At 66.3% G+C, this 25,902-nt stretch carries 28 protein-coding genes, 1 other RNA gene, 1 pseudogene and 1 riboswitch; of the genes and pseudogenes, 18 read left to right on the top strand and 12 right to left on the bottom strand.

Going from position 1 to position 25,902, the window contains the following annotated elements:
• Positions 1–158 precede the first annotated feature (158 nt).
• The 8 genes from DC366_RS14865 (at position 159) to trmB (ending at position 7,366) form a co-directional block, all read left to right on the top strand.
• On the top strand, positions 159–749 hold the full coding sequence (locus tag DC366_RS14865) for an OmpA family protein (protein WP_165802926.1): 591 nt from the start codon (positions 159–161) through the stop codon (positions 747–749).
• 12 nt (positions 750–761) lie between these two features.
• Positions 762–1,061: a hypothetical protein gene (locus DC366_RS14870; protein ID WP_108693024.1), complete on the top strand. Its 300-nt coding sequence runs from the start codon at positions 762–764 to the stop codon at positions 1,059–1,061.
• 218 nt (positions 1,062–1,279) lie between these two features.
• Positions 1,280–2,245, top strand: coding sequence for a PhoH family protein (locus DC366_RS14875; protein WP_108693025.1), 966 nt, complete (start codon positions 1,280–1,282; stop codon positions 2,243–2,245).
• A 27-nt stretch (positions 2,246–2,272) separates the two neighbouring features.
• Complete coding sequence (gene ybeY / locus DC366_RS14880; protein WP_108693026.1) at positions 2,273–2,761, top strand: rRNA maturation RNase YbeY; 489 nt, start codon at positions 2,273–2,275, stop codon at positions 2,759–2,761.
• 58 nt (positions 2,762–2,819) lie between these two features.
• On the top strand, positions 2,820–3,719 hold the full coding sequence (locus tag DC366_RS14885; protein ID WP_108693027.1) for a hemolysin family protein: 900 nt from the start codon (positions 2,820–2,822) through the stop codon (positions 3,717–3,719).
• On the top strand, positions 3,712–5,229 hold the full coding sequence (gene lnt, locus DC366_RS14890; protein WP_108693028.1) for an apolipoprotein N-acyltransferase: 1,518 nt from the start codon (positions 3,712–3,714) through the stop codon (positions 5,227–5,229). Before DC366_RS14885 ends, lnt begins: the two co-directional genes overlap by 8 nt.
• 38 nt (positions 5,230–5,267) lie before the next feature.
• Positions 5,268–5,315, top strand: a riboswitch (SAM-SAH riboswitch).
• Positions 5,316–5,320: 5 nt separating this feature from the next.
• Complete coding sequence (gene metK, locus DC366_RS14895; protein WP_108693029.1) at positions 5,321–6,520, top strand: methionine adenosyltransferase; 1,200 nt, start codon at positions 5,321–5,323, stop codon at positions 6,518–6,520.
• A 132-nt stretch (positions 6,521–6,652) separates the two neighbouring features.
• Positions 6,653–7,366, top strand: a complete 714-nt coding sequence (gene trmB, locus DC366_RS14900) for a tRNA (guanine(46)-N(7))-methyltransferase TrmB (protein WP_108693030.1) — start codon at positions 6,653–6,655, stop codon at positions 7,364–7,366.
• 14 nt (positions 7,367–7,380) lie between these two features.
• On the opposite strand, the gene argE is transcribed toward trmB, so the two are convergent.
• Positions 7,381–8,514, bottom strand: a complete 1,134-nt coding sequence (gene argE / locus DC366_RS14905) for an acetylornithine deacetylase (RefSeq protein ID WP_439331664.1) — start codon at positions 8,512–8,514, stop codon at positions 7,381–7,383.
• 655 nt (positions 8,515–9,169) lie between these two features.
• On the opposite strand from argE, the pseudogene DC366_RS14910 reads away from it, so the two are divergent.
• Positions 9,170–9,380 (top strand): annotated as a pseudogene (locus DC366_RS14910) (transporter); the annotation flags it as partial.
• Positions 9,381–9,436: 56 nt separating this feature from the next.
• On the opposite strand, the gene dtd reads toward DC366_RS14910, so the two are convergent.
• The 8 genes from dtd to DC366_RS14950 form a co-directional block, all read right to left on the bottom strand.
• The gene (gene dtd / locus DC366_RS14915; protein ID WP_108693032.1) at positions 9,437–9,874 is read right to left on the bottom strand and encodes a D-aminoacyl-tRNA deacylase; all 438 of its coding nucleotides are present in this window, start codon (positions 9,872–9,874) and stop codon (positions 9,437–9,439) included.
• Positions 9,874–10,989, bottom strand: coding sequence for a TFIIB-type zinc ribbon-containing protein (locus tag DC366_RS14920; protein WP_108693033.1), 1,116 nt, complete (start codon positions 10,987–10,989; stop codon positions 9,874–9,876). Before DC366_RS14920 ends, dtd begins: the two co-directional genes overlap by 1 nt.
• A 42-nt stretch (positions 10,990–11,031) precedes the next feature.
• Positions 11,032–12,168: an SPFH domain-containing protein gene (locus DC366_RS14925; protein ID WP_108693034.1), complete on the bottom strand. Its 1,137-nt coding sequence runs from the start codon at positions 12,166–12,168 to the stop codon at positions 11,032–11,034.
• Between the two features lie 84 nt (positions 12,169–12,252).
• A complete protein-coding gene (locus tag DC366_RS14930; protein ID WP_108693035.1) occupies positions 12,253–13,218 on the bottom strand; it encodes a DUF2927 domain-containing protein in 966 nt (321 codons plus the stop codon).
• Positions 13,219–13,222: 4 nt separating this feature from the next.
• Positions 13,223–14,419: a toxic anion resistance protein gene (locus DC366_RS14935; protein WP_108693036.1), complete on the bottom strand. Its 1,197-nt coding sequence runs from the start codon at positions 14,417–14,419 to the stop codon at positions 13,223–13,225.
• Positions 14,419–15,321, bottom strand: coding sequence for a 5-bromo-4-chloroindolyl phosphate hydrolysis family protein (locus DC366_RS14940; protein WP_108693037.1), 903 nt, complete (start codon positions 15,319–15,321; stop codon positions 14,419–14,421). The genes DC366_RS14935 and DC366_RS14940 overlap by 1 nt, the downstream gene beginning before the upstream one ends.
• A 5-nt stretch (positions 15,322–15,326) precedes the next feature.
• A complete protein-coding gene (locus DC366_RS14945) occupies positions 15,327–15,542 on the bottom strand; it encodes a hypothetical protein (protein WP_133176219.1) in 216 nt (71 codons plus the stop codon).
• A gap of 134 nt (positions 15,543–15,676) precedes the next feature.
• Positions 15,677–16,705: a pseudouridine synthase gene (locus DC366_RS14950; protein ID WP_243405149.1), complete on the bottom strand. Its 1,029-nt coding sequence runs from the start codon at positions 16,703–16,705 to the stop codon at positions 15,677–15,679.
• Positions 16,706–16,769: 64 nt separating this feature from the next.
• Here DC366_RS14950 and DC366_RS14955 point away from each other — a divergent pair, with 64 nt between their 5' ends.
• Positions 16,770–17,222, top strand: a complete 453-nt coding sequence (locus DC366_RS14955) for a nucleoside deaminase (protein ID WP_108693040.1) — start codon at positions 16,770–16,772, stop codon at positions 17,220–17,222.
• An 81-nt stretch (positions 17,223–17,303) separates the two neighbouring features.
• On the opposite strand, the gene DC366_RS14960 is transcribed toward DC366_RS14955, so the two are convergent.
• Positions 17,304–17,996 (bottom strand): metal-dependent hydrolase, encoded by a 693-nt coding sequence (locus DC366_RS14960; RefSeq protein ID WP_108693041.1) that lies wholly within the window; start codon positions 17,994–17,996, stop codon positions 17,304–17,306.
• Positions 17,997–18,137: 141 nt separating this feature from the next.
• Between DC366_RS14960 and gatC the strand changes: the two genes are divergently transcribed.
• The 7 genes from gatC (at position 18,138) to DC366_RS14995 (ending at position 23,221) form a co-directional block, all read left to right on the top strand.
• Entirely contained in the window at positions 18,138–18,425 is a 288-nt protein-coding gene (gene gatC, locus DC366_RS14965; RefSeq protein ID WP_108693042.1) for an Asp-tRNA(Asn)/Glu-tRNA(Gln) amidotransferase subunit GatC, read from the top strand.
• Positions 18,425–19,912 (top strand): Asp-tRNA(Asn)/Glu-tRNA(Gln) amidotransferase subunit GatA, encoded by a 1,488-nt coding sequence (gene gatA / locus DC366_RS14970; protein WP_108693092.1) that lies wholly within the window; start codon positions 18,425–18,427, stop codon positions 19,910–19,912. The genes gatC and gatA overlap by 1 nt, the downstream gene beginning before the upstream one ends.
• Positions 19,913–19,947: 35 nt before the next feature.
• The gene (locus tag DC366_RS14975; RefSeq protein WP_108693093.1) at positions 19,948–20,703 is read left to right on the top strand and encodes a hypothetical protein; all 756 of its coding nucleotides are present in this window, start codon (positions 19,948–19,950) and stop codon (positions 20,701–20,703) included.
• A gap of 10 nt (positions 20,704–20,713) precedes the next feature.
• Complete coding sequence (locus DC366_RS14980; RefSeq protein ID WP_439331663.1) at positions 20,714–21,430, top strand: N-acetylmuramoyl-L-alanine amidase; 717 nt, start codon at positions 20,714–20,716, stop codon at positions 21,428–21,430.
• 11 nt (positions 21,431–21,441) lie between these two features.
• Positions 21,442–21,854: RNase P RNA component class A (gene rnpB, locus DC366_RS14985), an RNA gene on the top strand.
• A 222-nt stretch (positions 21,855–22,076) separates the two neighbouring features.
• On the top strand, positions 22,077–22,244 hold the full coding sequence (gene rpmG, locus DC366_RS14990) for a 50S ribosomal protein L33 (protein ID WP_007204264.1): 168 nt from the start codon (positions 22,077–22,079) through the stop codon (positions 22,242–22,244).
• Positions 22,245–22,441: 197 nt separating this feature from the next.
• Complete coding sequence (locus DC366_RS14995; RefSeq protein ID WP_108693044.1) at positions 22,442–23,221, top strand: cyclase family protein; 780 nt, start codon at positions 22,442–22,444, stop codon at positions 23,219–23,221.
• Between the two features lie 100 nt (positions 23,222–23,321).
• On the opposite strand, the gene DC366_RS15000 is transcribed toward DC366_RS14995, so the two are convergent.
• Positions 23,322–24,041 carry a Bax inhibitor-1/YccA family protein gene (locus DC366_RS15000; protein WP_108693045.1) on the bottom strand — a complete coding sequence of 240 codons (720 nt, stop codon included), beginning with the start codon at positions 24,039–24,041 and terminating at the stop codon, positions 23,322–23,324.
• A gap of 128 nt (positions 24,042–24,169) precedes the next feature.
• Entirely contained in the window at positions 24,170–25,129 is a 960-nt protein-coding gene (locus DC366_RS15005) for an NADPH:quinone oxidoreductase family protein (protein ID WP_108693094.1), read from the bottom strand.
• A 317-nt stretch (positions 25,130–25,446) separates the two neighbouring features.
• Between DC366_RS15005 and DC366_RS15010 the strand changes: the two genes are divergently transcribed.
• Complete coding sequence (locus DC366_RS15010) at positions 25,447–25,827, top strand: helix-turn-helix domain-containing protein (RefSeq protein ID WP_108693046.1); 381 nt, start codon at positions 25,447–25,449, stop codon at positions 25,825–25,827.
• The last annotated feature ends 75 nt before the right edge of the window (positions 25,828–25,902 follow it).

Below are 25,902 nucleotides of genomic sequence, written 5' to 3' on the forward strand. Positions count from 1 at the left end.
TGCCGCAAGCCCACGATACTTGGCGTTCTCGCGCCTGTCCGGGCTGCATCAGCGCTTCACATGGATGGCAAAACTGCTAAGATCACGGGGTAATCAAGTGTTTGTGACATGCATATTTCGCATGTTTCAAATGGGGGAACAGTAGAAGGATTATCAGTGTGACTGGAAGACTTTCCAGGTCGGTCCGGAAGGCTGCGGGCGCTTGCGCCGCGCTTGCCTTGGGCGGGGCTGTCGCAATTTCGGGCACTTTGTCCGGCGGGGCCGCGATCGCCCAGCAGGCCACCATCACCGGCGAAAGCTATGTGCCAACGATCTGGGTCGATCCCGACGGGTGCGAGCATTGGGTCATGGATGACGGATGGGAGGGCTACATGTCGCCCCATACGAACCGTCAGGGCATTCCGGTCTGCCGCCGGGGCAATGTCTGCGGCGTGATGAATTCCGATCAACTGTTCCGCACCGACAGCGCCCATATCAACGCGGCGGGCCGCAATCATCTGGTCAATTTCTTCCGCCAGACCGGCGCCGTGTCCTATATCATCACCGGCCACACGGACAGCCGCGCCTCGGACGAATACAACATGGACCTGTCCCTGCGGCGGGCCAATGCGGTGGCGCGCGTCGCGCAGCAAAGCGGTGTGCGCATCGCCGATGTGCGCGGCTATGGCGAGCGGGTGCCGAAAGCGTCCAACAGCACGGCGGCTGGCATGCAGCAAAACCGCCGCGTCGAAATCATTTGCATCCGTTGAGGGGGACGAGACATGAAATTCGCTAAACTGGCAGCTTGCCTTGGCGTCGCTGTCACCCTCGCCGGGTGCGATGCGCCCAAGCAGGACAAGACCGTTGACCGCGGTGTCGATGCCAAACATCTGAGCCAGCTGAAGGCCGGTGTCTGGATCGATCCCAACGGATGCGACCACTGGATCATCGATGACGGCGCCGAAGGGTATCTGTCGGCCCGTCTGGACCCCTACGGCAAGCCGGTCTGCTCGGGCACCGCGCCGCCGAACACGGCGGTCGGACCGTTCAAGAGCGGCTCGACCGTGGCTGACTCGATCTGACCCGCCCATGGTGTCATCGCGACATGAAGCCGCGTGCCCGCTGGCGCGCGGTTTTTTTTGCGGTTCCGCCGCGCCTGCGGCAAACCGCCTTGCGCCCGCCCGTTCAGGTTGTCACCATCGCCGCGCGGGCCTATATGCCAAGGATCCTGAACGCATTTCACGAAGCGGAGACTTGATTGCCGACATCCCCCACGCAAGACGCATCCCTCACCGGTGAAATGCACAGTCAGATCGTCGAGTTTCCCGACAATTTCCTGCTGATCGACCTGTGCGGCGCGCATGATCGCAACCTGGCCGAGATCGAGCGCAATCTGGAGGTTCAGATCCTGCGCCGGGGCAATCAGCTGGCCGTGCATGGGGATGCGGACCACGTGGCCGAGGCGGTGCAGGTGTTGCAGGCGCTCTATCAGCGGCTGGAGACGGGCAAGGACGTGGCCCCCGGCGATATCGACCGCGAGCTGCGCATGGGCGGCAGCGACGCGGCCGCCGCCTCCGAAGATGGCGGCCAGATGGAGATGTTCCGCGGTGGCCGTGTCGAGATCAAGACCCGCAAGAAGATGGTCGAGCCGCGCACGGAGGCGCAGAAGGCCTACGTGCGCTCCCTGTTCGAGAAAGAGCTGGTCTTCGGGATCGGCCCCGCCGGCACCGGCAAGACCTATCTGGCCGTCGCCGTGGGCGTGTCGATGTTCATCGAGGGCCATGTCGACAAGATCATCCTGGCCCGCCCCGCCGTCGAGGCGGGCGAGAAGCTGGGCTATCTGCCCGGCGACATGAAGGACAAGGTCGACCCCTACATGCAGCCGCTCTATGACGCGCTGAACGATTTTCTGCCGGGCAAGCAACTGGCCAAGCTGATCGAGGACAAGAAGATCGAGATCGCGCCGCTGGCCTTCATGCGGGGCCGCACGCTGAGCCGCGCCTTCGTGGTGCTGGACGAGGCGCAGAATGCCACGACGATGCAGATGAAGATGTTCCTGACCCGTCTGGGCGAGGGCAGCCGCATGGTCGTCACCGGGGACCGCACCCAGATCGACCTGCCGCGCGGCGTGGCGTCGGGCCTGCACGATGCCGAGCGGCTGCTCAAGACGATCCCCAAGATCGGCTTCAACTATTTCACAGCAAAGGACGTGGTGCGCCATCCGCTGGTGGCGGCCATCATCGAGGCATATGAGGCTGATGGATAACGCCATTCTGGCCGGGCGGGGCGCCCCATGCTGACCGATGTGATGATCGAGGATCGCCGCTGGCGCGCGCTGGATCTGGAGGCGCTGGCCGAGTGTGCCGCGCGCGCCGCGCTGGAGCATCTGGCGCTGGAGCCGGGGCGCTTTGAAATCAGCGTTCTGGCCTGTAATGATGCTCGCATCGCCGCGCTGAACGAGGATTTCCGCGGCAAGCCGCAGCCGACCAACGTGCTGAGCTGGCCCAGCGACGAGCGCGGCGCGCCCAAGGCGGGCGGCGCCCCGAACCTGCCGCGGCCCGGCATCGAGAGCGAGCTGGGCGATATCGCCATCGCCTATGACACCTGCGCGCGCGAGGCCGGGCTAAGCGGCAAACCGCTGGCCGATCACGCCACGCATCTGATCGTGCATGCGGTGCTGCACCTTCTGGGATATGACCACGTCCGTGACGAAGATGCCACGTTGATGGAGGCGTGCGAGGTTGCCATCCTTGGCAAACTGGGCATAGCTGACCCATATTGAAGCATGGCGCCCGGTGCCTTCGGTCCCGGCCTTGCATAGTATTTTGGAAACGAGAGTAATGGACGACAGCAGCGACAGTTCCTCTAGTGCAGCGCATGGCGCGCAGCCCGAGAGGCAAGATGGCGACGATGACGACTCGGGCGGTTTTTTCCGGCGCATATTCGGCGCCTTCGGCTCCTCCGAGGATGAGGGCGGGACAGGCGAGGGCCCGCTCACCAATGCCGCGCAGCAGGGCCGCGGCCTGATCAACCTGCGCGACATGGTGGTCGAGGATGTGGCCATCCCCAAGGCCGATATCGTGTCCGTGCCCGCCACCATAACGCAGGCCGAGCTGGTCCATGTCTTTCGCGACAGCGGCATGTCGCGCCTGCCGGTGTACGAGGGCACGCTGGATTCGCCCGTCGGCCTTATTCACCTCAAGGATTTCGCGCTGCGCCACGGCTTCAACGGCGACGCGGAGGACGCATTCGTGCTTCAGGACATGCTGCGCCCGCTGCTTTATGTGCCGCCATCCATGCGCATCGGTGTGCTGCTTCAGAAGATGCAGACCGACCGGCGCCACATGGCGCTGGTGATCGACGAATATGGCGGTGTCGATGGCCTTGTCACCATCGAGGATCTGATCGAGCAGGTTCTGGGCGAGATCGAGGACGAGCATGACATCGGCGAGGATGCCCACTGGACGCAGGAAAAACCGGGCTGCTACGTGGCACTCGCCAAGACCCCGCTGGAGGAGTTCGAGGCCGAGATCGGCCAGTCGCTGACCGACCATGATGATGTGGACGAGGAAGAGATCGACACGCTGGGCGGGCTGGTCTTCATGCTGCTGGGCCGGGTGCCGGTGCGCGGCGAGGTTGTCGAGCATCCGGGCGGCACGGTGTTCGAGGTGATGGACGCCGATCCGCGCCGGATCAAGCGTCTGCGCGTGCGCGTGCCTTATGCGGGCGCCCATGCCTGACAGCGCAGCGCGGCGCTGGCTTGCCTCGCGGCGGTTGTGGGTGCAGCTGTGCGTCGCCGCCGCGCTGGGCGCGCTTGCGGCGCTGGGGCAGGCGCCGCTGGATCTGTGGCCGCTGACATTGCTGGCATTTGCGGGGCTTTATGGCTGTTATGCCGCGTCACCCGGCTGGCGCCGCGCCACTTGGCTGGGCCTTGGCGGCGGCGCGGGATATTTTGCCGTCGCGCTCAGCTGGATCATCGAGCCCTTCCTGATCGACGTTGCGCGCCACGGCTGGATGGCGCCCTTTGCGCTGCTCTTTTCGGCCTTTGGCTTTGCGCTTTTCTGGGCGGGGGCGATGGGCCTTGCGCGCAGGCTGGGCGGCGGCGCCGTGACATGGGCCGCGGTGCTGACGCTGTCGGAGGCGCTGCGCGGCTGGCTCTGGACCGGGTTTCCCTGGGCGCAGCCGGGCCATGTGCTGATCCCGACGCCGCTGCTGCACTGGGCGGCCGTGGGCGGCGCGTTGCCGCTGACGTTACTGGTGCTGCTGGCCGGCGCCTCGCTGTGGCATCTGGCGCTGGGGCGCCGGGTGGCCGGGGGCGCGGGAGTGGCGCTTTTTGCCGCGCTCTTTGCCATCGTGCCGCATCTGGGCGAGGTGCCCGCCGCCGGGCCGGATGCGCCGACCATCCGGCTGGTTCAACCGAACGTGCCGCAGCAGCAAAAGTGGGATCCGGCCCATATGCAGGCGCATTTCGACCGGCAGATGCGCTATACGTCCGCCGATGCGCCGCCCGATCTGATCGTGTGGCCCGAAACGGCGCTGCCGACGCTGCTCGATCATGCCGGTGAGTTGCTGGACGCCATTGCGGATGCGGCGCGCGGCGCGCCCGTGGTGCTGGGCGTGCAGCGCGCGGAAGGGGCGCGGTATTACAATTCGCTGCTGCTGCTGGACGGGCAGGGGCGCGAGGCGGCGCTTTATGACAAGCATCATCTGGTCCCGTTCGGGGAATACGTGCCCTTTGGCGATCTTCTGGGCCGGATCGGCATCCGGGGGCTCGCGCAGCAGGGCGGCTTTGGCTATTCGCCCGGTCCGGGCGCGCAGGTGATCGACATGGGCGCGATGGGCAAGGCGCTGCCGCTGATCTGCTACGAGGGTGTTTTCGCCCGTGACGTGGCCGCCGCCGAGGGGCGGGCGGACTACCTGCTGCTCATCACCAACGATGCATGGTTCGGGAAGGTGTCCGGCCCGTTCCAGCATCTTGCGCAGGCGCGGCTGCGCAGCGCCGAGCAGGGGCTGCCGATGATCCGCGCCGCCAATACCGGCATCTCCGCCATCATCGATGCGGGCGGCCGGATCACCGCCGAAATTCCGCTGGGCGAGGCGGGGTATCTGGACGCGGTCTTGCCGCCGCCCGCGCCGCCGACGATCTATGCGCGCAGCGGTGATCTGCCCGCGCTGGCGATCCTTGCGTTTCTGGCCCTCGTGCCCGCGGCGCTGCGCCGCCGCAGAAAGCCGCGCGTCGCGCGGGGATAGCGATTGACGCGGGCCGGCAGCCCGGTCTAGGCAGGCGCATACCGTCGCAACGGCTTCCTGGCGCGGCGGGATTTCATAATGGAGCGACCTCATGGCACGACAGAACTATACACTGACCTCCGAGTCCGTCTCGGAGGGGCATCCCGACAAGGTGTGCGACCGGATTTCCGACGCGATCCTTGATTTCTTTCTCGACAAGGAATCCGAAGCGCGCGTCGCCGCCGAAGCCTTTGCCACCACCAACCGTGTCGTGATCGGCGGCGAGGTCGGGCTGTCGGACAAGGAGAAGCTGACCGAGTACAAGGACCAGATGTCGACCGTCGTGCGCGACTGCGTGCGCGATATCGGCTATGAGCAGGACAAGTTCCATTGGCGCACGCTGGAGGTCACCAACCTTCTGCACGAGCAATCGGCGCATATCGCCCAAGGGGTCGACGCGCGCGAGGACAAGGAAGAGGGCGCCGGCGATCAGGGCATCATGTTCGGCTATGCCACGACCGAGACCGAAGAGCTGATGCCGGCCCCGGTTCAATTCTCCCACGCGATCCTGCGTCGGCTGGCCGAGGTGCGCAAGGACGGGACCGAGCCGCTGCTGCTGCCCGATGCCAAAAGCCAGCTTTCGGTGGTCTACGAGGAGGGCAAGCCGTCGCATATCGGCTCGGTCGTGCTGAGCACGCAGCATCACCAGTTCGAACAGGACGGCAAGCACGAGCTGACCCCCGGCGACGTGCGTGATATCGTCGAGCTCTATATCCGCGAGGTTCTGCCCGAAGGGTGGCTGCGCAAGGACACCGTCTGGCACGTCAACCCCACCGGCACCTTCGTCATCGGCGGTCCTGACGGGGATGCCGGCCTGACCGGACGCAAGATCATCGTTGACACCTATGGCGGGGCTGCGCCGCATGGCGGCGGCGCGTTTTCGGGCAAGGATCCGACCAAGGTGGACCGCTCGGCCGCCTATGCCGCGCGCTATCTGGCCAAGAACGTGGTGGCGGCGGGCATGGCCGAACGCTGCACGATCCAGCTGAGCTATGCGATCGGCGTGTCGCACCCCTTGTCGATCTTTGCCGACACCCACGGGACCGGGCAGGTGGATCCTGCGGCCATCGAAAAGGCGATCCGCGAGTGCATGGATCTGAGCCCGCGCGGCATCCGCGAGCATCTGTCGCTGAACCGCTCCATCTATCAGCGCACGGCGGCCTACGGCCATTTCGGCCGCGCGCCCGAAAGCGACGGCGGCTTCAGCTGGGAGCGGACCGATCTGGTGGACCGGCTGCTGGCCTGCGTCTGACGACCTGGCCCGGCGCCGATGCGCCGGGCCGACGTCTGCCTCCGGCGGGAGTATTTTTGCCAAGATGAAGCCGCAGGCGCGCGCCGCGTGCACTCTTGCGCGCCTTTGGCAAGCGGGATAGAGCCTGCGGCCATGATCAGGGACAGGCATCCATCCGGCGCGCCGTGGCGCAATTTTTATGGCCGTTTCAAGGGCAAGGCCCTGCGCAAGTCGCAGGAGGCGCTGCTGGACGAGGATCTGGACGCGCTGTCGCCCGGACCGGTGGGCTGGGACGAGAACCCCGAGCGGGCCGAGCTGGACCTGCAGGCGCTTTTTGGCGCGCACGATCTGTGGCTTGAGATCGGCTTTGGCGGGGGCGAGCATCTGGCGCATATGGCCGTGGCCGAGCCGGATGTCGGGTTCATCGGCTGCGAGCCTTACCTCAACGGCGTTGCAATGCTGCTGACCAAGCTGCGCAAGATCGAGGCGCCGCATGTGCGGGTGCATCCCGGCGACGCGCGCGATCTGTTCGATGTGCTGCCGGAGGCGTCGGTCGGGCGGGCCTATCTGCTCTATCCCGATCCATGGCCCAAGGCGCGGCATCATCGGCGCCGCTTTGTGACGGCCGAGCATCTGGAGCCGCTGGCGCGCGCGATGCGCCCCGGCGCCGAGCTGCGCATTGCCACCGATATCGAGGATTATGTGCGCCAGACACTGGAGGAGGTGCCGCGCGCCGGGTTCGAATGGCTGGCCGAACGACCCGGCGACTGGCGCCAACCATGGGATGGCTGGATTTCGACGCGCTACGAGAAAAAGGCGCTGCGCGAGGGGCGCGTGCCCCATTACCTGCGCTTCAGGCGGGTTTGATCAGGCGGTTCTGATCAGGCTGCGGCCAGTTTCAGGCTGAGCCGGTCCAGCATTTCGAGGCACTGCACCATCTGGTCCATGGTGACGAACTCATCGGCCTTGTGCGCCTGCTCGATCGAGCCGGGGCCGCAGAGGATGGCGGACATGCCCATCGACTGAAAGATGCCGGCCTCTGTGCCGAACGGGACCACATCCGCGCCATTCGCGCCGGTCAGCTCCATCATGATGTCGCGCGCCTCGGAGACTTCGGCGGGGATCAGCCCCTCGACCTCGCCGATGGTTTCGGTGTGGATGCCCGCCTCGGGGTAGACCGCGCGCATCGCGGGCAGCAGGATGTCGGTGCAGTAATGGTGCAGATCCTCCTTGACCAATGCGAAATCGGAATGCTGCACGGGGCGCATTTCCCAATCCACCTGGGCGGTGGAGGGGATCACGTTATGCGCGACGCCCCCGATCAGCGCGCCGGTGTTGATGGTGGTCCAGGGCGGATCAAAGCGGCTGCCCTGCGGGGCGCGCGCCCGCAGCGTGTCCTTGAGCGCCAGAAGACGCGCGACGAACCGGGCGGCATATTCGACCGCGTTGACGCCGCGATCTGGGCCCGAGCCATGCCCGGCCAGCCCGGTGAAATGCGTGGAGTATTCGCAGCAGCCCTTGTGCCCTTCGATTACGCGCATCATCGTCGGCTCGCCGATCAGCGCGACCGACGGCTTCAGCCCGCGCGCCGTCAGCACCTGCGCCAGATCGCGCGCCCCGACGCAGCCGGTCTCCTCGTCATAGGTAAAGGAGAAATGCAGCGGACGATTGCCGATCCGCTGCGCAAAGGCGGGCGCCATGGCAATGGTCGCGGCGATGAAACCCTTCATGTCACACGATCCGCGCCCGTAAAGGCGGCCGTCCTGCTCGTGCATCGCGAAAGGGTCCGTCGCCCAGACCTGATCGGCCACCGGCACCACGTCGCTGTGGCCTGACAGGACGATGCCGCCATCGCCCTCGGGCCCGAGCGTGGCAAAGAGATTGGCCTTGTTGCCGCCTGCGTCATGCATGATCTCGACCCGCGCGCCGGACGCTTCGAGCCGCGTGGCAAGATAGGCGATCATGTCCAGGTTGCTGTCCTGGGAGACTGTCGGAAACCCGATGAGGGACCGCATCAGGAAAAGCGTATCGTCGATTGGCAATGACACGGCGGCTGTCTGTCCTTTGGCATGGCGCGAGCGCGTGGCGGGGGTGCGAAAGGCGCACAGGATGCGCCGTTGCGTAACCCGATCCATGGCACGCCCGCGCCATTCTGCCAAGTGCCGCGTGACAAAACCCAGGCCCGTCGGACGGGTTGATCTTCCTGGACGGAACCGATGTCGCCGGCGCCGCCACCGGTGAGAACGAGATCGCGACGATGCTGGGCACGGGAATCCTTGGCGGCGGCAGCCTGCTGGGCCTTGGTGCGGCAGGGGCGGCAGCCGTGGTCGGCGCGCAGATCATCGGCGGCGGCGGCGGCGCGGGCGGGCCCGCGCGCATCCTGCCCAGCGTGGACCAGAAGGACGATATCGTCATCGGCCGAGACGGCGTGGACGGCACGACCGATCCCATCGGCATTTCCGGCGGCGCGCAGCGCGGCTCGGCCGTCGAGGTGACGATCGGTGACAAGACGCTGCAGACGCTCGCGGATGAGAATGGCCGCTGGCAGGTCGAGTTCGGGACTGGCGATTTTCCCTGCGACGGCGGCCATGATGTCAGCGTCAGGGTGACCGAGCCGGATGACATGCAGACCACGCTCGGGGGGCCGGGCGTGCTGATCGGCACGGCGCCCCCGGCGAAGAGATCCTGTCGATCACCCCGCTGGATGACGAGCTGTTCGTCGAGGCGTGCGTCGCGCCCGAAAACATCGCCGGGCTGCGCCACGGGCAGGGCCACGATCAAGCTCACAGCCGAGGTCGAGCTGCACACGGGCGAAAAGACGGTGCTGCAATACCTGCTCAAACCGCTCTACAAATCGCGCGAGGCGGTTCGCGAGCCATGAAGTCGATTTTCGCGAAAATCGGCGGCCAGATTTTTCGGCGAAAAATCTTGGTCGGCTCAGACGTCCAGCCAGATCGTGACCGGCCCGTCATTGACCAGCGAGACCTGCATCGACGCGCCGAAGCGGCCGGTCTCGCAGGGGATGCCCTGCTGGCGCAGCGCGTCCGTGAAATGCCGGTAGAGCGCCTCGCCCTCCGCGGGCGCCGCGGCGGCCGAGAAACCCGGCCTGTTGCCGCTGCGCGTGTCGGCGGCCAGCGTGAACTGGCTGACCACCAGCGCGCTGCCGCCGATGTCGCGCAGGCTGAGGTTCATCTTGCCCGCGCCGTCCTGGAATATCCGCAGTTTCGCGATCTTGGCGGCCAGCGCGTCCGCCCGGGCCGCATCATCGCCCTGCATCGCACAGACAAGGATCAAAAGGCCCGGCCCGGTCTGCCCGATGGTGGCGCCGTCCACGGCCACGGCAGCCTGCGTGACGCGCTGGAGGAGCGCGCGCATCAGACGGCCCCCTGCTGGACCGCGTAGGCGTAGCCGAGGGCGCCTGCGATCAGCAGGCCCAGAATGACGGCAAAGCCGATCTTCCACGCCGACCACGGCCGCTCGCCCTGCACGCGGCCGGTGCGGCCGTTCACGACGAAGCGAAAGCTGCGGCCGCGGTACTTGTAGGCGGCCATCCAGACGGGCAGCAGCACATGCTTGAAGGAGGCATCGCTGATTTCGGTCTCGACCGCGTGGATGCGCTGGCGGTCGCCGCCGATGTCGAATCGCACATCGCGCGCGATCACCGCGTCCATATGCGCGCGCGCCTCGACATACCCCTCATCGAGCGGAACGGTATAGGCCTCGGCGGCGAAACCGGCCAGGTAGGCGGGGCTGTAGGGTTGCAGCGCCGACAGGTCCCAGGGCTGCAGCGCATCGGTAAAGCGCTTGGGCAAGGCGTGCGAGGCGAGCACGAGAATGTCGTCAAAGGCGCGCGCGACGCGACCCGACACCGGGCTCCAGCGGATCTTGGCCACCTGGACCGTTTCGCGCTTGCCGTCGCGCATGACGGTCTGCGTCTCGTAATAGACGGTGCCCCGCTCGCCGCGATAGGCCGAGCGCGTGGCGGCATCATAGGTCCAGTAGGGCACATAGACGCCCTGCAGCTTGCGGCCCTTGCGGGCGTATTGCTTCAGCCCTGATGGCGCGAACCACAGGCTCCCCAGCCAGTCAGACATCGCCGCGCGCGCCGTGCGCTCGTCCAGTGCGAAGGGCAGCACACCGCGCGGTTTGTAGCGCCGCTCGGCGCCGGTTCCGGTCACCAGCGGCGTGGCGCAGAACGGGCAGACGCCTGCATGGGCGTCCCCCTCCAGCGTGACTTCGGCGCCGCAACTGGGGCATTTCAGATGCGCGCTGGTTTCCGTCTCCTCGGCGGGCAGCTGCGCGGCGAGCGCTGCGGCAAGATCCAGCTCCCTCAGCGAGTTGTTCCATGGACCGGGCCCTGCAACCTCCTCGCGGTTGCCGCAATGATCGCAGATCAGCGCGCCTTCGCCCGGCGCATAGCGCATCTCGGCGCCGCAGGTGTCGCACGGATAGTTGTGCTGCACCGGGGTGTCAGGGTATTGCAGGGGCATGAGGCGGCGCCGTTGGCTGAGGATCTGGGAAAATGGGCGGGATCAGGCCGCGGGCGGCGGCGGGGGCGGCATGACGGTGAAGAGCTGCGCCAGTTCGGCGACGTCGCCTGCGCGCAGCCAGCCGTCCTGACCTGCGGTCCAGACCAGCGTGTCGCGCGTCAGCTCGCCCCCGGTGGCCATCCGGCCCATCGCGGCGCGGCTGTAGGGACCGCGCGTCTTGCCGTCCTCGGCGATGTGCCAGACATTCTCGGGCTGGGGGGGCGGCGGCGGCGTCTGGGCGTGCGGCGGCTGCGCGCCCCAGGGGCCGGGCTGCTGCGCGTCTTGCTGCCCGCCGACCATCTGCTGCGCCATGGCCATGCCCATCCCCATGCCGAGCCCCGCGCCCATGCCGCCGCCGCCCGAAGGGTTCGCAGCGGCCTCGGTCATCGCCTCGGCGGCGGAATATTGCGTGTAGGCGCCCAGATCACCGGCAAGGCCCATGGAGGTGCGCTTGTCCAGCGCCTTTTCGACGGCAGGGGGCAGCGATATATTCTCGATATAGAGCTCGGGAATGGTCAGACCGTAGCCTTCGACGGTCTTGCTGATCGCGCCTGCCACCAGCTTGCCCAGATCGGCGGTGTTTGCGGCCATGTCGAGCACGGGGATGCCGGATGCGGCAATGGCGCGACTGAATTCCTGCACGATGATGTTGCGGATCTGATAGCTGATCTCGTCCATCGTGAATTCGCCGTCGGTGCCCACGATCTCCTGCAGGAAGCGGCCGGGATCGGTGACGCGGACGGTATAGGTGCCGAAGGCGCGGATGCGCGTCGGCCCGAATTCCGGATCGCGCAGCATGATCGGGTTCTTGGTGCCCCATTTCAGATCGTTGAACCGGGTGGTCGAGACGAAATAGACCTCGGATTTGAACGGGCTTTGAAAGCCGTGATCCCAGTGCTGCAGCGTCGTCATCACCGGCATGTTGTTCGTCTCAAGCAGGTAGAGGCCGGGGGTGAACACGTCCGCCAGCTGCCCCTCGTGCACGAACACGGCGGCCTGACCCTCGCGCACGGTCAGCTTGGCGCCATACTTGATCTCGTGGCCCTCGCGCTGGAAGCGCCAGACCATCGTGTCGCGGGTGTCATCGGTCCAGTGGATGACGTCGATGAATTCGCCCGTCAGAAAATCGAAGATGCCCATCTGCGCGGCCTCCCTGACCAAAATATTATCTGAAAGATAGAACCATGTTTGCCTGCCAGTGCCAAGCGGTTGCGGCGCCGAGCGCTAGCTGGACCCGCCCCTGGCCTCGGCGATCAGCTGCACCAGGATCGGGCGCGCCTCGTCATAGCTCATCCCCGGCTTCAGGCGGGGGGAGTAGAGCAGGCGCAGCAATTCCTCGTCATGGGTGGTCAGCAGCGCGAATTCGTCATCATCGTTGAAGATGGACGGGCGCGCGCGCGGGCTGTCATTGGCCAGGCCCAGCCCCTGCGCCAGTTCCTCGTGAACGCAGGATTTGCGCAGAAGGCTGGGATGCTCGGTGCGGATGAGGGCGATGGCGCGGCGATAGGTGTGATCGTCATTCGTGCCCGAAAACGCCACCACGAGGCAGTGAATCGAGCGCGGAAGAGACTCGAACAGGTCGATCGAGGATTGGTTGATGTTCGGAACCAGCGCCTTGATGCGCGCGACGGCCTGCGCGCGGTCGTCCTCGCCCATGAAAAGCACGTTGAAATTGGCGTCCGTTCCGGCGCCCGCGCTGATCGGGTGTCCGGTCACGCGCGCCAGCCGCGCGGCATAGCCCGCAACGACCCGCCTGTCGGCCTCGCGCTGCTCCAGCGGGACCGAGGCGCCGAATTCGACCGACATGCGCACCGGGCCCGACCATTTGCGCAGGCCGCCGGGGCGGCCGTCCGATTGGGCCAGTCCGCGGTTGCGCGCGTATTCGTCATGAAAGGCGATCCGCTCGAAATTGCGCAGGATGTCGGTATCGGTATAGGGCGTGTCCGGCCCGCCGCCATCGGTGCGCAAAAGGCCCTGGCCCACGAGGCTGGCCTCGACGCGGGTATAATGCGCGGCCAGGGCGCGGCTGCGCTCGGACGGCTCGATAGGGGCGGCCGAGGAGGGCGGGCGCATGGCCGAGGGGCGCGGCGGCTCGGGCGGCGCCTTGGCGGGCGGCATTTCGCTGCAGGCGGCCAGCACTGCAAGCAAGGCTGCACTGGCCGCTGTCTTGAGGATACTGCCCGCCTGCATCGTCTTAGCCCTTCGTCGCGGTGGCGATGGTGTCGCCCGTGCCGGTCTTGCGCGCCTTGGCGGAGGCGAGCGTGTCGCGCAGCTCGGCCTCCATCTTTTTCAGATCCTCTTCGGCCGCGGCGCGGCGGGCCTTGCCCTCGTCGGCGATCTGCAGGCTTTCCTGAATGGTGCCGATCAGGTCCGCGTTGGCCTTCTTGACCGCTTCGATGTCGAAGACGCCGCGCTCCATCTCCTCGCGGATGACCTTGTTGCTCTGGCGCAGGTTGGCGGCGTTGGCGGTCAAGAGCTCGTTGGTCAGATCATTGGCGCCGCGCACCGCCTCGGCGGCCTCGCGCGAGCGCTGGATGGTGACGGCCTGCGCCAGCTGCGTCTCCCACAGGGGGACGGTGTTGACGAGGGTGGAGTTGATTTTCGTCACGAGGCTCTTGTCGTTTTCCTGCACGAGGCGGATCGACGGCAGCGATTGCATCGTCACCTGCCGCGTCAGTTTCAGATCATGCACCCGGCGTTCCAGATCGTCGCGGGCGGCGCGCAGATCGCGCAGCTCCTGCGCCTCCATCACCTTGTCGCTCTCGGCCGCCTTTTTGACCTCGGCTTCCTTGGCGGGGATATCCTCGGCGTCCAGCAGGCGGATCTTTTCCTCGCCCGCCGCGATGTAAAGCGCCAGCTCGTCATAGAAGGTCAGCGTGCGGTCATAGAGCATGTCGAGCGATTTGATGTCCTTCAGCAGCACATGCTCGTGGCGCAGCAGGTCGTCCGTGACCTTGTCGATCTGGCCCTGCACCTCCTCGAAACGGGCGGTGAACTTGGCGAAGGGGGCGGCGCGGCCCAAGAGCTTTTCCCACCATGACCGCTCGCGCCGCACGTCCAGTTCGGAGACCGAGAAGCCGCGGATGGTGGTGACGATCCCGCGCAGGGAATCGCCCGCCGGGCCGACATCCTTGTTGCGCACGCCGGCCAGCATGGATTGCGAGATTTCCTGCAATTCGGCCTGCGCGGCGGAGCCGAAGGACACGATGGATTGCGTGTCGTCCATGTCGATCTCGGCCATGCGTTTCTTGATCTCGGCGCTTTCGGGCTTGCCCGCGTCCTTGAGCGGCACGATGGCGTTCGCGTCCTGCGGCATCGGCAGGATGCGCTGGCTGACTTCGGTGACTTCGGCAAGGCTGGCTTCGGCCTTCTGGCGCACGGTTTCGGGCATTATCGGTCCTCTCGGGTGGGGGATGATGTGGAAAGGTGGACGCCTTCGCGCTCCAGCCGGTCGCGCAGGACAGAGATCTCGATCTCCAGATCGCCCTGATCGTCCTGCAGCAATTTCTGTGTCTTGGCGGCGAAATTCGCCTCCAGATCGTCAAGCAGCGCCATGTAATCGCGACGCGCGGCGCTGTCTTGGCTGCGCGCGTGGATATCGGCGAACTTGATCGTCGCATCGCGCGCGCCCATCAGGTAGACGCCGGTATAGCGGCGCGCGGAGGTCAGATCGCGCGGATCGTCCTCGATCGTGCGCAGCATGTCGCGCACGGTGGTCTGAAACTGCGCGACACGCTCCTCGGCGCGGCGGTCGCCCGCGCGGCGGATGGCGTCCGACATCTGCGCCAGCAGCGTCTCGGCCTGCTGCACGGTGCGATGGGCGCGGTCCTGCTGGAACGTGTCGATCCCCTCCATGCCCTTGTCGCGCAAGGGGTCGATGCCGAAGGAGGCCAAGTGCAGACCGGCGGTCACGGCACCATAAAGCACCGCGGCAACCACGCTCCCGTCGCCGGAAAGCGCGGCCAGCGCGATGCCGGCGCCTGCAAGGATTGACGAGAATATCTTGCGCGGGATGGCGGGGCGGCGGGCGACCTTGCGCTCGTCATAGGCGGCCTCGGCCCGCAGCCCGCCGCGCAGCAGCCATGCCGAGAGCGCCAGAACAGCCGCCGCCGCCGCGCCGAGGGCAAGCCCGGCCGCGCCCGAAGCCAGCGACGCGAAAAGGACCACGGCGGCGGGCACGAACATCAGGTTCGCGCGCGCGCCCACCGGATCGACGCGCGGCCGCGCCGAGGCGCCGGGGCGCGCGGGATCATTGCCATCGGGGCTGTATTTGCCGCCAAACCGCTGGGCCATGCCGCTCAGAGCCCCCCCAGAAGGCCGCTGGTGACGCCCAGCATCAAAAGGATCAGCGCGGCGTAGCTTATGCGTTGCATCGTTATTCCCTTACCCGGTGCGGCCAGATCCCTGGCCAGTGAGCGGCTGTCCTGCGCCGCGCGGCTGAGCGCCGAGATCGCGGCCCCGGCCAGCGCCAGCAGCGCGACAACCAGACATATCAGCAAAAGTAGCCGTGCCATCCGCTTTTGTCGCCCCTTGCCTGCGTTTGCTCGATCGTGTTGCGTTGGTGAAAAGGTAGGGGATGAAGTGCGCCGTTACCAGAGGGAACCTTGCGTGACATCGTTCGGGCGCCCCGTTCCGGCGCCTGCCTGCGCTATGGCGTGCGGCGGCGGCGCTGGACCGCCGGGCGGGCAGGCGTGCCGGATTTGGCGGCTGGTTTTCCCCCGGGTTTCCCACCAGGTTTGCCGCTCGGTTTCCCGCCCGCCTTTGCGCCGGGTTTGCAACCCGTTCGGGGCGCGGCCTTGCCGGGTTTCGCACCCGGCTTGCCTGCTGCGGGCTGCGCCGGGCCGGGCTTGCCTGCAAGCGAGGATTTGCGATGCGGCGGACCCTTGCGCGGCCTTGGCTTCGGCTTGGCCTCGGCCTCCTCCGGGGCTTCGAGGCCCAGCTGGTCGCGCAGCACGCGGGGGCGGATCTCTTCCACCGCGCCGGGCTTCAGATCGCTCAGCTGGAAGGGGCCATAGCTGACGCGGATCAGGCGGTTGACGGTCAGGCCCACGGCCTCCATCGCGCGGCGCACCTCGCGGTTGCGCCCCTCGCGGATGGCGACGCTTACCCATGCGTTCGCGCCCTGCTGGCGGTCCAGCGTGACGACCATCGGCTGAAACCGCTCGCCGTCCAGCACCAGACCCTCGCGCAGCGGCGCGAAGGTGGCATCGGTGGGCCGCCCGTTGACACGCGCGCGATACTTGCGCAGCCAGCCCGTGCTGGGCAGCTCAAGCCGCCGCTTGATGCCGCCGTCATTGGTCAGCAAAAGCAGCCCTTCGGAGGTGATGTCGAGCCGCCCCACCGTCATCACGCGCGGCAGATCCTCGGGCAGCTCGTCAAAGATGGTGCGCCGGCCCTGTTCGTCGCTGTTGGTCGTCACCAGACCGCTGGGCTTGTGATAAAGCCACAGGCGCGCAGGTTCGGGCGCGCTCAGCGGCTTGCCGTTGACGGCGATCCTGTCCTGCGGCGTCACGTTCAGCGCGGCGCGGTCGATGACGGCGCCGTTTACCGTGACGCGCCCGGTCTCGATCAGGCGCTCGGCCTCGCGGCGGCTGGCGACGCCCGCGCGCGCGATCACCTTGGCGATACGCTCGCCGGGGGGCGGGGTGGATCCGGGGGAGGGCGGGGTTTTGCTCATGCCGCCGGGCATAGCGTATCGCCGGGCCTTGCGAAAGCGTCTATCGCGGGGCATCACGGCCTGCATGAGCTTTACCAGCCATATGGACAGCGCCCTGGCCGAGGCGCGCGCCGCCGCCTTGCGCGGCGAGGTGCCGGTGGGCGCCGTGCTGCTGGATCCGGCGGGGCGGATCGCGGCGCGCGCGGGCAACCGCACCCGCGAGCTGAGCGATCCCACGGCCCATGCCGAGATCCTCGCGATCCGCGCCGCCTGCGCCGCCGCCGGGTCCGAGCGGCTGGCGGGCCATACGCTCTATGTCACGCTTGAGCCTTGCGCGATGTGCGCCGCGGCCATCGCCGCCGCGCGCCTGAAGGCGATCTATTTCGGCGCGAGCGATCCAAAATCGGGCGGCGTCCTGCACGGCGCGCGGGTCTTTTCGCACAGCCAGGCGCATCACGCGCCCGAAATCTATGACGGCATCTCGGCAGAAGCCTGCGAGGCGCTGCTTCGCGCGTTTTTCCGGTCCAAGCGCTTTTGAGGGCTCGCGCCGCCTCCGGCGGGAGTATTTGCGCCAAGATGAAGGCGCGGGGGCGTCACCTCGGTTCCCGCGCTGCCGATATCAGAGCTCGATCGGCGTCATCACCTCCGGCTCGATGACCGTGACGCCGGGAAGGTCGGCCGCAAGCCTGTCGGCGGATTGCTCCAACGCGTCGAAGGTCCGGTAGTGACAGGGGATGACGGTCTTGAACGAAAAGAAAGTTTTGGCGGCATAGGCCGCGCGCTTCATGTCCATGGTGAAATGGCCGCCGGCGCAGAGGATGCCGATTTCGGGTTCGTGCAGCGCCTGGAAGACGGCCATGTCGGCCATCACGTCGGTGTCGCCGCTGAGATAGATCGTGCGCCCGTCATGCTCGATCATGTAGCCGCATTCGCTGCCCGCCGCCTGCGGGCCGTCCTTGCCGGGGAAGCTGCTGGAATGGGTCGCGTGAACCATCGTCACGCGCACGCCGCCCAGATCGACGGTGCCGCCCTTGTTGAAGCCGACGGTCTCGATCCCTTCGTTCTCGGCCCAGTGGTTCATCAGATCGAACTGGCCGACGACCGGGATCTTCAGCCTGCGCGCCAGATCGAGCGTGTCGCTGGCGTGATCGAAATGCGCGTGGGTCAGCAGGATGTGCGTCGCGCCTTTTGTCGCGTCCTCATGCCGGGCCTCTTCCAGCATCGGGTTGCCGTTCAGCCACGGGTCGATCAGCAGGATCTGCCCGCCCCATTCAATGCGGAACGCGCTGTGTCCGAGCCAAGTGATCTTCATGTCATTCTCCTTTGCGGATGTGGGATGTGCTGCACAGACAGCGCTTGAGCGGCGGGCCCGGTTCCCGCCTTCGCAGACTTGCACCGGCAGCGGCGCGGCGCTAAACGCGGGGGCAACGCCCAATTGCGAAGGATCGCCCCCATGTCCATCGACACAAGCACCGCCGCGCGCGTGGCCAAGCTGGCCCGGATCCGCGTCGAAGAGGACGCGCTGCCCGCGCTTGCCGAGGAATTCAACACCATCCTCGGCTTTATCGAGCAATTGGGCGAGGTGGATGTAGACGGGGTCGAGCCGATGGTGTCGGTCACGCCGATGCGCCTGCCGCGCCGCGCCGACGAGGTCACCGATGGCGGCCAGCAGTCCAGGGTTCTGTCGAACGCGCCCGATGCGCGTGAAGGGTTTTTTGCCGTGCCTAAGGTGGTGGAATGATGTCGGATCTGAACAAACTCACCATTGCCGAGGCCCGCGACAGCCTGCGCCGCGGCGACATCACCAGCGCCGAGCTGACCGAAAGCTGCCTGACCGCCATTAGCGGCGCCGGCGCTTTGAACGCGTTCGTCCACGACACGTCCCAGTTGGCGCGCGAGATGGCCAGCGCGGCCGATACGCGGCTGAAGGCCGGGGATGCCCCTGCGATGTGCGGCATTCCGCTTGGCATCAAGGATCTGTTCTGCACCCGGGGCGTGCCCAGCCAGGCGGCCAGCGGCATTCTGGACGGGTTCAGGCCGGAATACGAATCGACCGTCACCTCCAAGCTGTTCGAGGCCGGGGCGGTCATGCTGGGCAAGCTCAACATGGACGAATTCGCCATGGGCTCCAGCAACGAGACCAGCGTTTATGGCAATGCCGTCAATCCATGGCGGCGCAAGGGCGATGATGCGGCGCTGACGCCCGGCGGCTCGTCGGGTGGCTCGGCTGCCGCTGTTGCCGCCGATCTGTGCCTGGGCGCAACCGGCACCGATACCGGCGGCTCCATCCGCCAGCCGGCCGCCTTCACCGGCATCACCGGGATCAAGCCGACCTATGGCCGCTGCTCGCGCTGGGGCGTGGTGGCGTTCGCCTCCAGCCTGGATCAGGCCGGGCCGATGACCAAGACGGTGCGCGACTCGGCGATCATGCTGGGCGCGATGTGCGGCCATGATCCCAAGGACAGCACCAGCGCCGACATGGCCGTGCCGGACTTCGAGGCGGCGCTCACCGGCGACATCCGCGGCAAGGTGATCGGTATTCCCGAGGAATACTCAATCGACGGTATGCCTCAAGAAATCCGCGATCTTTGGGCAGATGGATCAGAGATGCTAAAAGATGCGGGGGCAGAAATTCGGTGGATCTCTCTGCCACATACGAAATACGCGCTGCCCGCCTATTACGTGATCGCCCCGGCCGAGGCGTCCTCGAACCTCGCGCGTTATGACGGGGTGCGCTATGGCCACCGCGCGAGTCTGGCGCCGGGCGATGGCATCACCGAGATGTATGAAAAAACCCGCGCCGAGGGGTTTGGCCCGGAGGTGCAGCGCCGCGTCATGGTTGGCACCTATGTCCTGTCGGCGGGCTTTTACGACGCCTATTACAACCGCGCGCGCAAGGTGCGCACGCTGATCAAGCGCGATTTTGAACAGGTGTTCGCAGATGGCGTGGATGCGATCCTGACGCCCGCGACCCCCAGCGCGGCCTTCGGTCTGGGCGAGATGGCCAGCGCCGATCCGGTGCAGATGTATCTAAACGATGTCTTTACCGTGACGGTCAATCTTGCGGGCCTGCCGGGGGTTACGGTGCCCGCCGGGCAGGACGCGCAGGGGCTGCCGCTGGGCCTGCAACTGATCGGGCGGCCATGGGAAGAAGGCGAGTTGCTGAATTGCGCCTACACCCTGGAACGCGCCGCCGGATTTGTGGCCAAGCCGGAGAAATGGTGGTAATGCGCAGGATCCACCTGAACGAGGCAAAGACGAACATGCGATTCCCGAAGACTGCTCTGGTCATTCTGGCACTGCCCCTGGCGCTGGCCGCCTGCGGCACGTCCATCCCCGACAGCGGGCCGGATAGCGGCGCCGGCGTGGGGTTCGGCAGCTACAGCGAATACGAGAAACGTCAGGCAGCGCGCGATGCGCAGCTGGCGGGCAACGCGTCGCCCGCGCCGAACGCCGCCGCCGGCCAGCCGCTGGGCGGCGGCGGGCAGGCGCGCAGCGAAGCCGACGAGCTGGCCGCGCAGACGCGCGCCGCGCTGGGCACCGATCCCGAGGATCTGGCCGCCAATTCCGGTCGGCCCATCGTGCAGGCCGGGCCGGGCAACCCGGCGCCGCAGATCGCCGATGCGCCGGGCATCTCGGTCGAGAACAATTTTGACGCCGTCAGCTCGCGCCGCTCGATCGAGGACGACGCCGCCCGCGTTGCCGAGCAGCGCAGGCAGTATCAGGTCGCGCAGGTTCAGTCGCTTCCCAGCCGCACGGGCGGCGAGGGCCCCAACATCGCGGCCTATGCGCTCAGCAGCAAACATGCGCCCGGCACGCAGGTCTATCGCCGCGGCGGGCTGAACAAGCAGGCCAAGTTCGAGCGTAATTGCGCGGCTTATCCCGGCCCGGATCTGGCGCAGATCGCGTTCCTTGAAAAGGGCGGCCCGGAGCGGGACCGCCTGGGCCTCGATCCGGACGGCGACGGTTATGCCTGCGACTGGGATCCGCGCCCCTTCCGCAAGGCCGCCGGCGGCTGAGGCCGGGCGGGTGACGGTGCCCGCCTTGGCGCCGGGCGCGGCAGGATCGGCGATCTGGCGCGCCTCGCCCAATGTCGGCGCGCGGCGCGGCGGGCTCCGGCCCGATATGCTGGTCCTTCATTTCACCAAGATGGCGACGGCCGAGGCCGCGGTTGACCGATTGTGCGATCCGCAGGCCGGTGTATCGTGCCATTACGTGATCGGCGAGGACGGCACGCTGTGGCAGCTTGTGGACGAGGCGCAGCGCGCCTGGCACGCAGGGCGCGGCAGCTGGGACGGCGCGGGGGACGTCAACTCGCGCTCGATCGGGATCGAGCTGGCCAATCGCGGCAATCACCCCTTTGCCGAGCCGCAGATGCGGGTGCTGGAGGCGCTGATGGGCGGTATCATGGCGCGCTGGCATATCCGGCCCGAGCGGGTCATCGGCCATTCGGACATGGCGCCGGATCGCAAGGATGATCCCGGCCCGCATTTCGACTGGCGCCGCCTTGCGCTGCAGGGGCTGGCCGTCTGGCCCGCGCCGGGGGCGGGCGCGGATCCGGCCCGGTTTCGCGCCCTGAGCGAGCGAATCGGCTATGGCGCCGAATTCACCGATGCGCAGGTCCTGACCGCGCTGCGCCTGCGCTGGCGTCCATGGGCGCGGGAGCCGCTCGCGGCGGAGGATATGGCGGTGGTGGCCGACATCGCCGCGCGCTTTGGCGTTGACCGGGCGGGGCCGGGCGCTTAACTGACATCTGCGCGGAGGGCTGGATGGCCGCTTTGGCAGGGGCAACCCTGCCGGGGAGGAAAGTCCGGACTCCACAAGGCAACGGTGCCGGGTAACGCCCGGCCGGAGCAATCCGAGGGAAAGCGCCACAGAAAACAGACCGTGCCCGTTTATCGGGCGTAAGGGTGAAACGGTGGGGTAAGAGCCCACCGCGGGGCTGGCAACAGCACCGGCACGGCAAGCCCCACCGGGAGCAATGCCAAATAGGGACCGCGCGCGGGGCAGGTCGGGTTTCCCGATACCGCCCGCAGGCACGTCTTGGCCCGGCGGTCCGGGTTGGCAGCCAAAGGGGCGGTGGCAACATCGTCTTCAGATGAATGGTCATCCAGGGGGCGGGTCTTGGCCCGTCTCTGGACAGAATCCGGCTTACAGGCCCTCCGCGCATATCTGGACCGGTGTGGAAAATTCTGCGAATTTTCCTGTTCCGCGTCACAAGAACGTCCGCGGTCGCATCTGGCCGCGCTCTTTTGGGTATTTGGCCCAAGAAAAAACCGGGGCCGCGCGCCGCTCATATGTCGCAATGGCGGTTGACTCGGGGGGTGGCGGCGTTAAAAGGCAGACAAATGAATTTACCGGCAGCCCGGCTGCCCGGCGCAGGAGATGACCAATGGCGAAGCCGACCACAATCAAGATCCGCCTGAACTCGACCGCGGGCACCGGCCACTTCTATGTGACCAAGAAGAACGCACGCACCATGACCGAGAAGATGGCGATCAAGAAATACGATCCCGTCGTGCGCAAGCATGTCGAGTACAAGGAAGGCAAGATCAAGTAACGATCTGCCGAATTTGAAGAGTTGACAGAGGCCGCGCCGTTCGAGCGCGGCTTTTTCTTTGGACCGGCATCGTTTCTGAAGGGCGTTATCGCTGGGCAATGATCCGCCGTGATGAGCGGATTTTTGCGAAAAGGTTGCACGGTTCGGGCAAGGGGATACGCTGGATGGTCTCATAGATCGCCCGGAGGAATGATCCCATGACCAAACCCGTACTCACGCTTTTCGCTGCCTTGCTTGCGAGTTCTGCCAGCGCGCAAGACTTGTCCAAAGGCACCTGGATCGATCTGACACATGCGTTCAATTCCGACTCGGTCTATTGGCCGACCGCCAATATGTTTGAGCAGACCGAGATTTTTGCGGGCCACACCGAAGGTGGTTATTACTACTCATCCTACGATTTTGCCTCGTCCGAACATGGTGGGACGCATCTGGACGCGCCGGTTCACTTTGCCGAGGGCGGGCATTCATCCGATGAAATTCCCATCGAGCAATTGATCGGGCCGGGGTTTGTCATCGATGTCACCCGCCAGTCGGCTGAGGATGTCGATTATCTGGTGTCGGCGGCCGATATCGAGGCCTTCGAGGCCGAGCATGGAGAGATACCGCAAGGCGCCATTGTTCTGCTGAATACCGGCCGCGCGGGGCTTTATCCGGATCGCGAAACCTATATGGGAACGGCAGCGCGGGGGCAGGAAGCCGTCGCCGATCTGCATTTCCCGGGGCTGGGTGTCGATGGGGCCGAGCTGCTTGTCGCGCGCGGGATCGGAGCGGTCGGGCTGGATACGCCATCGATCGATTACGGGCAATCGGCGGATTTCGCAACACATGTCGCGCTTATGACGAATAACATAGCGGCCTTCGAGAATGTTGCCGACATGAGCGCGCTGCCTGCGACGGGCAGCACGATAATTGCCATGCCGATGAAGATCGAGGGAGGCTCCGGCGGCCCGCTGCGGATCATTGCGCATCTGCCGTGATGGGCGGGCTGGAGCGTCCTTGAGGGCGCGAAGGCGCGCCAAGAAAAAAGCCTGCCAAGCATGGAGCTTGGCAGGCTTTATCACGTCCGGGTTCGCAGTGTTACTCGCGGTTGCCCAGCAGTTGCAGAAGGAACATGAACATGTTGATGAAGTCGAGATAGAGGCGCAGCGCGCCCATGATCGCCGACTTGCCCAGCCACTCGCTGTCGCCGTGCTGTGCGTGCGCCAGGTATTCATTCTTGATCGACTGCGTGTCGTAGGCCGTGAGGCCCGCGAAGATCAGCACGCCGATGATCGAGATGGCGAACATGATCGCGGGCGAGCCGAGGAAGATGTTGATGATCGACGCCACGATCAGGCCGATCACGCCCATGATCAGGAAACTGCCCCAGCCGGAGATGTCCTTTTTGGTGGTATAGCCCCAAAGCGACAGGCCCGCGAAGGCGATCGAGGTGGTCAGGAAGACCTGCGCGATCGAGAAATCGGTGAAGACGATGAAGATATAGCTGATCGACACGCCCATCACCGCCGCGAAGGCGTAAAAGAACAGCTGCGCGGCCGCGGCCGAAAACTTGTTGATGACGGCGCCGAAGGCAAAGACCATGATCAGCGGCGCGAACATCACGATATAGCGGGTGAAGCCGGTGAACAGCGTCTGCATCATGTAGGCGTTGTTGCCAACGGCCCAAGCGGTCAGGAACGTCAGCAGCATGCCCACGGACATGGTGCCGTAGACCTTGTTCATATGGGCGCGCAGGCCCTGGTCAATCTGGGCGGAGCGGGTCGCGCCCGCCGTCCGGATCGTTTTGTATTCAGCCATTTATCCCTCCAGGTTGATCGTGCCATGCCCCATGGCGAAGCGTTGCGACCAATATCGGGCGCGCGGGGGCGGTTTTCAAGGCTTTTCGGTCATGGATCTGTGCGGTGCGCGCCGATTGTGGCGCGCGCCTACATCGTCACCACGATCTTGCCGGTGGATTGGCGTGTGCGCAGCAGATCCAGCCCCTCCGTCGCGCGCTCCAGCGGATAGCTGTGGTGGGCGCGCGGCGTGATGCGCCCCTGCGCGGCCCAGTCCAGCAAGGTCGCCAGCGATCCCGTCAGCACATCGGGCGCGAAGCTCAGGTATCCGCCCCAGTAAAGGCCCATGACGGTCAGGTTCTTGACCAGCAGGTGATTGGCAGGGATCTGCGGCACGTCGCCACTGGCAAAGCCGATGGTCAGGATGCGCGCCTCGGGACGGCAGGCGCGGAAGGCGGCGGTGAATTGAGCGCCGCCGACCGGATCATAGACCACATCGGCGCCGCCCAGATCCTTGCAGGCGGCGCGGATGTCATCGGTCTCGGCGTCGATCAGGTGATCTGCGCCCGCCGCGCGCGCGGCCTCCAGCCTGGCCGCGCCGCGGGCGCAGGCGATGACGCGCGCGCCCATGGCATGGCCGATCTCGACCGCCGTCAGGCCCACGCCGCCCGCCGCGCCCAGAACGAGCAGCGTCTCGCCCGCGCTCAGCCGCGCGCGATGGGCAAGCGCCAGGTGCGAGGTGCCGTAGGCGATCTGAAACGCGGCGGCGGCGTCAAAGCCCATGCTGTCCGGCAGGGGCAGGGCGCGCGCGGCATCGAAACATCCGTATTCGGCCAGGCCCCCATGGCCGCCATAGACCGCAACGCGCGTGCCCGGCGCCGGGCCGCTGGGGCCCGGCCCCAGCGCATCGACAATGCCCGCCACCTCCATGCCGAGGGTAAAGGGCAAGGCGGGCGTGTCCTGATAGCTGCCCTTGATCATCAGCAGATCGGCAAAGTTCAGACCGCAGGCATGGATTCGCAGCCTGAGCTGGCCGGGTCCGGGTGCCGGGACCGGCAGCGCGGTCAGGGCCGGCGCGGCACTGTGCGAGGTCAGGTGAAGGGCTTGCATCGTCATGGGTCGGCAGGGCCTTTGCGAGAGGGCGATCGGGATGCGGCGCAGAGTGCGCAGGCGGCACGGCACTTGTCAATTTACTGCCGCGGCGCGCTCGATTCTCAGGTATTTGTCCGGCTTTTTCCCGCAAGGATTGAATAAATTCGGGCCGGGCGCCGCAAAGGGCGCATTTTTTGTTGAATAACTTCTGACCGATGTTAATGTTTGCGCTATATTTTTGCGTGTATGTATCGCGGGAACGCCGCTTTGTCTGCGCGGGACGCATAGTGCCCCGCGTATCATGGCGCATCAGCCGCCGTTAAAAGGATTTGAACATGCCCCACCCTGTCGATGTCCATGTCGGGAAACGCATCAGGCACCGCCGGTGGCTGGCGGGAATGACGCAGCAACAGCTTGCGGAAAGCGTCGGGATCAAGTTCCAGCAGATCCAGAAATACGAGACTGGCGCAAACCGCGTCAGCGCGTCGCGCTTGTGGGATATCGCGGCGGCGATGGGGGTCGATGTTGCCTTTTTCTTTGAAGGGATGCAGGCGGCGCCCTCCAGCGGCGACCAGATTGCCGCACCCAAGGGCAGCCCTGCCGATCTGCTGGGCGACAAGGAGGCGCTGGATCTGGTGCGCTCCTACTACGCGATTCCCGAGAATCAGCGTCGCCGCCTGTTCGATCTGGCCCGCGTGCTGAGCGACGTCGCCTGACAGCGATTCAGGCGCGGCGCGAGGCTGCCATGCGAGGGCAGATTGCCGTGACATCCGATGACATCATTTGCAGCG

This window comes from Pelagivirga sediminicola (assembly GCF_003072125.1).
Lineage (GTDB): Bacteria > Pseudomonadota > Alphaproteobacteria > Rhodobacterales > Rhodobacteraceae > Roseovarius > Roseovarius sediminicola.